Annotated in this window: 6 protein-coding genes and 1 pseudogene; all 7 read right to left on the reverse strand. The window is 65.0% G+C overall.

Going from position 1 to position 6,968, the window contains the following annotated elements; translation table 11 throughout:
* Positions 1-628 precede the first annotated feature (628 nt).
* Positions 629-1,822: a serine hydrolase domain-containing protein gene (locus GVV77_RS17255; protein WP_159620488.1), complete on the reverse strand. Its 1,194-nt coding sequence runs from the start codon at positions 1,820-1,822 to the stop codon at positions 629-631.
* A 1-nt stretch (position 1,823) separates the two neighbouring features.
* Positions 1,824-2,060 carry a hypothetical protein gene (locus GVV77_RS17260; RefSeq protein ID WP_159620490.1) on the reverse strand — a complete coding sequence of 79 codons (237 nt, stop codon included), beginning with the start codon at positions 2,058-2,060 and terminating at the stop codon, positions 1,824-1,826.
* Positions 2,061-2,152: 92 nt separating this feature from the next.
* Positions 2,153-4,003, reverse strand: coding sequence for an ABC transporter permease (locus GVV77_RS17265; RefSeq protein ID WP_159620492.1), 1,851 nt, complete (start codon positions 4,001-4,003; stop codon positions 2,153-2,155).
* A gap of 2 nt (positions 4,004-4,005) precedes the next feature.
* Positions 4,006-4,764, reverse strand: a complete 759-nt coding sequence (locus tag GVV77_RS17270; RefSeq protein WP_159620494.1) for an ABC transporter ATP-binding protein — start codon at positions 4,762-4,764, stop codon at positions 4,006-4,008.
* A 68-nt stretch (positions 4,765-4,832) separates the two neighbouring features.
* Entirely contained in the window at positions 4,833-6,026 is a 1,194-nt protein-coding gene (locus GVV77_RS17275; protein WP_159620496.1) for a serine hydrolase domain-containing protein, read from the reverse strand.
* 1 nt (position 6,027) lies between these two features.
* Positions 6,028-6,264, reverse strand: a complete 237-nt coding sequence (locus tag GVV77_RS17280; RefSeq protein ID WP_159620478.1) for a hypothetical protein — start codon at positions 6,262-6,264, stop codon at positions 6,028-6,030.
* A 55-nt stretch (positions 6,265-6,319) separates the two neighbouring features.
* Positions 6,320-6,968 (reverse strand): annotated as a pseudogene (locus GVV77_RS17285) (hypothetical protein); the annotation flags it as partial.

The raw sequence follows: 6,968 nt of genomic DNA on the forward strand, positions 1-6,968 counted from the left end.
ACATGCGCCCTCCGAGAGCGTGCATCATGTGGTGGGTGAGGTCGGCCGAGAAGCCGCATCATCTTCCAAAAACGCGGAATTCGTGAAGGCGGTGACCGGCGGCCCCACAGCCAAAGCCTTCAATACGAACTTCGCCTCCCTCTTCCACGAACTTTCCGATGCGCGCACTAGGTCAGTTGCAGTGACAAGCGCCCCGGTCGCTGCATGTGCAGTCGTCCCTTCCTGGATTGAGGACTTCGTGAACGCGGTACCCACCGAGTTCGTCAAGGGCTGACCGTTCTCGTCCCCTCCGCCTGCCGAAACCTCGTCCGACTAATGTCCAGCGCTCCTCTGAACACAGTCCGTTGATCGCCGATAGAAGAAGGGCCTGTCACCTATGGTTGACAGGCCCTTCTTCTTGCCTTCGCTCGTCACTTCCTCGGTCTGAGGGCGTTGACGATCCCGCCGCGGTGCCCTCGGCCGGCGTACCGGAACGGGCTGCGGATCAGGTACACAACGCACTGCTGCAGGCCGGAGCTTCACACACGGTTCTTCCTACAGCCCGGTCACTCACCTCATGGCCCGTCGCAACGAGCAGCCTGCTGGCATGAGACGGGCTGCGGGTGCTGCGGGTGCTGTGGGTGTCGGGTCAGGGTGTGCTGAGGGCTTCTTCGAGGGCGTCGGTGGTTAAGCTGTAGAGAGCGATGAGTTCCTCCTGGGGGCCTTCGAAGATTTCTTCCTGGGGGCCGTCGTAGATGGCGTATGGCAGTGCTGTGACGGTGATGGTGACGGCGGTGCCGTCCTCTGCGACTGCGTTGCGGGTCTGGTAGCCGGGGATGTCGCCGTTGTGGCCCCAGGCTGTGCCGGCGCTTAGTTCGCTGCTTTCGATGCCCAGCCCGTACGTGGCTCCGGGGAAATTTTCCTCGTCGCCGGTGGGGATGCCGGTGAGCATCTGGTCGAGTTCGGCCGGTTCCAGGAGTTCGCCGTCGAGGACGGCTTTCATGAAGGTGTTGAGCTCAGCCGGTGTGGATACCATGGCTCCTGCCCCCGCGGCCCAGGAAGTGTCGTACTCGGTGAGGTCGCGTAGTTCGCCGTCGGTGTCGATGTGGTAGCCATGAGGGTGCTCTCCCTGTATCCCTTTGTCGCCCGGTTCTGGCAGGTAGGTGTGTTTCAGGTTCAGGGGTGTGACGATTCGATCGTGGATCTGTTCGGCCAGGGGCCGTTGGGTGATGCGTTCGATGATCAGGCCCAGAGCGATGTAGTTGGTGTTGGTGTATTGATGCCGTTCCCCTGCGGGGAAGTCCGCGGGCCGTTCGAGAGCCAGGTCGAGCACGTCCCGGGTTGAGCGGTAGACGTCGCGCTGGCCGAACGTGTCTTTGGCGACAAGGTCGGTGAACTCGGGCAGGCCGCTGGTGTGTTGGAGCAGCTGCCGGACGGTGATAGCCTTCGGGTCGATTCCCTCTCCCTTGATGAGGCCGGGGAGGTAGGTGTCGACGCTTCGGTCCAGCTCGAGGAGTCCTTCTTCCACCAGCTGCAGGGCCACCACCGCGGTGAATGTCTTGCTGGCGCTTCCAATACGCACTTCGGCATCAGCGGGGATCGGTGCGTCGGTGGCGAGGTCGGCGGTGCCGGCGGTGGCGGTTTCAGCGGTGCCGTCCGGGGAGGTGCGGGTGATGATCGCGCCCGGGTATCCTTCCTCGACGAGTCGTTCCGCGATGCTGGTCAGAACCTTCGGTGCTTCCTCGGGAGCGTCCTTGGGTGCGGCCGAGGAGGCGCAGGCGGTGAACGCGAGCGAGGCGGCCAGTGCGGTGGTGATGACCGCGAATTTGGGGGTGTGTTTCATGTCAGTGCTCCGATTCGATGTGGCGGGTTGTTGGTGATGCTGCGCGCCTCCGGCGCCGGTGCGCCCGGACAAGGAATACCGCGCAGACAATGGCAATGACTCCGAAGGGGACCGAGAGCGCCGGGATGAAAACCAGTGTTGAGAGGAGCACATTTGCGGCCAGTGCTGCGATAAGTACTGCCCAGAGCACGATGGTGAGGCCGGGTTCATGTTTTTGGACATGGGTGTGGTGAGTCATGCGAAAACCATTCCGGTTGGAGGGGTGGTTGGAGGGCTGGTTGGTTGGGGGATGAAACCGAAGGCCCCCGGCCGGTGGGCCAGGGGCTTTCGTTACGATCGGGCCCGGCCTCGGGTGCCTGCCATCGCCGGGAGGACCATCCCAGTGGTGGCGATGAGCACGACTGCCCCGGCCAGTGCTGCGTATACCGGCCAGTCGATGCCCACGGAGAAGACCCCGAGCATGCTGTAGGCCATGCCTCCGAGTGCTGGAATCACCGCAAGGGTGCCGATCACCAGGGCTGTTGCCATGACGAACACCGATTCGATGAGGATCATCGCGCTCATCTGGGTGCGGGTCGTGCCAATACGTTGCAGCAGGGCGAACTCCGGTTTACGGGAGCTGGTGAGCATGACAAGGGTGTTTGCCGCGGCAGTGGCGATGAAGAAGATGAGCACGAAGAGCAGGATCGCCCCGAATTGCTGCTGGCCTGCCGCACCCTTCTTGGTCTCCTGCACGTAGTCATCGACAGAGACCGTCTGCAATCCGAGGGAGCTCAGATCCGCCGAGCCCAGCGCGAACAACTGGTCAGCGGCTGCCGGCCTGTTAGACGCCGGCAGCGAGGACTCGTCGAGGATGTAGTCGCCGAATCCGAGGCCTCGGTCATAAACGGCCACGATCGTCCGGGAGATCGCGGTGCCTTCATCAAAGCGCAGCTCCACGATGTCGCCGACACCTTTGCCGGCGCCGAAGACGCCATCGGCGCTGACGGCGATCGTGTCGGGGCCGGTGAGATCATCCAGCGAGCCGGCCGTCACATCGACATCCATCAGTCCGGACGTGCTGCCGGCCACCGCGCGCAGGCCGGTCGGCTCCCAGGAGAAATCTCCAAATTCGTCGTCAAGGTCGAACTTCACCTCCGCGGGAACCATCGAGCTGGCAACCACCGCGTCGATGCCCGGAGTGGAGGCGACGGCGGCTGCCTGCTCGGCTGTCACGCCGTCGGGGGAGGTGATGATGAGATCCGATTCCAGACCGGCACGCAACTGCATGCCGGTGGCTTCCACCGTTGTGTGGTTCGCCCCTGTCTGCACTGTGCCCAGCGCCAGGAGCAGGGCAAGCGGGATGATCGCTGCCGTGAGCCGGCGCGAGAAGCCGCGGGAATTCACCAGCGCGAGCATGGCTGCGGCGTTACGCGACGAGCGTGTGGCGCGCGCTGCCCGCCGGGCGATGGCGCCGACGATGACCGGACCGGCCAGCGCGGCGGCGCTCAGGAGCAGGAATGCCGAGGTGGCTCCGGCTGCGCTGCCCGCCGTGCCCGAGACGACGAACGGTGTGCCGGCAATGACGATGCCGACCGCCAGAAGCACGATGGCCGTGATCCGCCGAGCCGGGGAAATCCCGGATGACTCAGCCGAACCACCGCGAACGGCCTCGGTCGGGCTGACCTTGGTGATCTTGCGGGTCGCGAGCACGCCGGCGAGCAGCGCGGTCGGGAACAGCAGGACCAGCGCGCCGATCACCGGAAGCGGGGAGATCACCAGATCGAACCCGGCAGGCACGATGCCCCCGGAGACCAGTGCCGGCATGAGCAGTTGCCCGGCAAACAGTCCAGGGATGGCCCCGAGCGGGGCCGCGAGGGCGAACACGATGACGATCTCGGCTGTCACCATCGAGCGCACCTGCCGCGGGGTTGCTCCGACGGCGCGGAGCAGGGCGAATTGAGTGTTCCGCTGCCGCAAGGCCGAGGCAAAGGTGGAGGCGACAACAAGTTCAACAACGAGGACCGCCGTGCCGGCGAAGGAGGCGGCCGCGGCCACAAGCAACGGCTCATCACCGCGCAGGCCGCTTTCCATGAGCACACCATTAGCGGTCAGCAGCGCGGCGGCCGAGACCACAATCAGGAAACTGCCAACCAGGCTTGCGCGGTAGGCGCGGACCGCTGAGCGGGCGAAAGACCACATGGCTATCGTCCCAACTCGACGAGGCGGGCCGCGATCTGAGCCGAGGTCGGTGCTGTCAGCCTGCCGGCGAGTTGTCCGTCTGCCAGGAACAGCACTTCATCGGCGGTGGCGGCCACGTGCGGGTCGTGGGTGACCAGAACCAGCGTCTGCGTGAACCGCTTGGCGGCACCGCGCAGCACTTCGAGCACCTGATCTCCCGTGCGGCGGTCCAGGGCACCGGTCGGCTCATCGGCGAAGACGACGGTGGGCCGGGTAATGAGCGCGCGCGCGATGGCCACCCGCTGTGCCTGGCCTCCGGATAACTCACTCGGCAACCGCTCGGTCATACCGGTCAGCCCGACGGAATCGACGAGGGTCTGCTGCCACTGCTCATCGGGACGCCGGCCATCGAGTAGCATCGGCAGCTGGATATTCTCCCCGACCGTCAAGTGGCCAATGAGGTTATACGACTGGAACACGAAACCGACATGGCGCCGGCGGAAACGAGTGACGGCGTCCAGGGAGAGCCCGGTGATGTCGGTCTCGCCGATGAACACCCGGCCGCTGGTTGGCGTATCCAGGCCCGCGGCAAGATTTAGGAACGTCGACTTGCCCGACCCGGACGGGCCCATAATCGCCATGAACGCACCCGGGGCGATATCAAGGGAGAACTCCTGAAGGGCAGTGATCTCCTCCGGGCCGTTCGGAAAAGTCTTACGAAGTTGAAGGAGACGCACGGCGGTATCGACCGACGGCGGGCTTACAAACGTACTCGGGGTCATGAAACGAGCTTTCTATTGGGAGAGTGAAACGGGCTGCGGGTGCTGTGGGTGTTGTGGTGGGGGTCGGGTCAGGGTGTGCTGAGGGCTTCGTCGAGGGCCTCGATGGGCAAACGGGCGAAATCGAAGAATTCTTCCGGGGGGCCGTCGAGGCCGTCGAGGGGGCCGTCGTAGATGGCGGGCGGCAGTGCGGTGGTGGTGATGGTGACCGCGGTGCCGTCCTCTGCGACTGCGTTGGTCGTCTGGTAGCCGGGAATGGAGCCGCCGTGGCCCCAGGTTGTGCCGGCGCTTAGTTCGCTGCTTTCGAGGCCCAGCCCGTACGTGGCTCCGGGGAAATTTTCCTCGTCGCCGGTGGGGATGCCGGTGAGCATCTGGTCGAGTTCGGCCGGTTCCAGGAGTTCGCCGTCGAGGACGGCTTTCATGAACGTGTTGAGCTCAGCCGGTGTGGATACCATGGCTCCGGATGCCCAGGCCGTGGAGGAATCGTACTCGGTGACGTCGCGCAGTTCCCCCTTGGCGTCGGTGTGGTAGCCCAGGGGATGCTCACCGCGCAGCCCGGTCTCACCCGGTTCTGGCAGGTAGGTGTGTTTCAGGTCCAGGGGTGTGACGATCCGATCGTGGATCTGTTCGGCCAGGGGCCGTTGGGTGACGCGTTCGATGATCAGGCCCAGGACGATGTAGTTGGTGTTGGTGTATTGATGGCGTTCCCCTGCGGGGAAGATCGCGGGCTGTCCGAGCGCCAGGTCGAGCACGTCCCGGGGTGAGCGGTAGATGTCCCGGTCGGCGGACGCTTCATTGACGATGACTTCTGTGGTGTACTCGGGCAGGCCGCTGGTGTGTTGGAGCAGCTGCCGGACGGTGATGGCCTTCGGGTCGATTCCCTCTCCCTTGATGAGGCCGGGGAGGTAGGTGTCGACGCTACGGTCCAGCTCCAAGAGTCCTTCTTCCACCAGCTGCAGGGCCACCACCGCGGAGAATGGCTTGCTGGCGCTTCCAATACGCACTTCACCGTCAGCGGGGATCGGTGTATCGGCGGCGAGGTCGGCGGTGCCGGCGGTGGCGGTTTCAGCGGTGCCGTCCGGGGAGGTGCGGGTGATGATCGCGCCCGGGTAGCCTTTCTCGACGAGTCGTTCAGCGATGCCGGTCAGCACCTTCGGTGCGTCCTTGGGGGCGTCCTTGGGTGCGGCCGAGGAGGTGCAGGCGGTGAACGCGAGCGAGGCGGCCAGTGCGGTGGTGATGACCGCGAATTTGGGGGTGTATTTCATGTCAGTGCTCCGATTCGGTGTGGCGGGTTGTTGGTGATGCTGCGTGCTTCCGGCGCCGGTGCGCCCGGACAAGGAATACTGCGCAGACAATGGCGATGGCTGCGGCGGGGCCCGAGAGCAGCGGCATGGCAACCATGTTCGTGGTCAGAATGCTGGCGGCCAGTGCTGTGATGAGTACTGCCCAGAGCACGATGGTGCGGCCGGGTTCATGTTTTTGGACATGGGGGTGGTGGGTCATGTGCAAACCATTCAGGTTGGAGGGCTAGGTGGTTGGTGGGTAGGGGGTTGGTGGGTTAGAGGCTGCGGCGTTTGAGGGTGAGGGCGGCGCCGGTCAGCAGGAGCCCGGTCAGGACGGTGAGGGCTCCGAGAGCGGCCGCGCCGGTGAGGGCGTTGGGTGCGCTGATCAGGGCGTGGGCCAAGGTGTTAGGCATCAGCTGGGCCCAGATCGGCAGGGTGCCGGTGGCGAGCTGGATGATTCCCAGGAGAATTGGTTCCAGGACCAGGACGGCGAGCATGACCAGGACCGCGGTGAGCTGGTTCCGCAGCAGCAGACCGACGGCCAGTCCGATCAGGCTCAGGAACGTGATGGCCAGGACGCCGCGGCCCAGGGAGCCCAAAATCTCGGGCAGGGTTGCGCTCAGGGCGCTGCCGTCAAGGACCAGCGCCAGGAGCAGGGCGGTGAAGGACAGGGCGGCGAGGATCAGTCCTGTTGCGGCACCGATCAGCGCGGTGGCCCCGGTTTTGGCCAGGACGATGCGCTCACGGCGCGGTTGGGCCAGTGCCGTACCGACCATGCCGCCGAAGCGGAAATCGCTGATCCCGGCCAGGACGCCGAGGAGGATGACGGCGATGAGGACGACCCCGAGGGAACCGCTGCCTCCGAGGGGGTTCAGGGCTGTCAGCTGCTCGGAGGCCAGCGTCATATCGATGACTGGCAGTTCG

The sequence above is a fragment of the Arthrobacter zhaoguopingii genome, assembly GCF_009828605.1.
In the GTDB taxonomy this organism is placed as follows: Bacteria; Actinomycetota; Actinomycetes; order Actinomycetales; family Micrococcaceae; genus Arthrobacter_D; species Arthrobacter_D zhaoguopingii.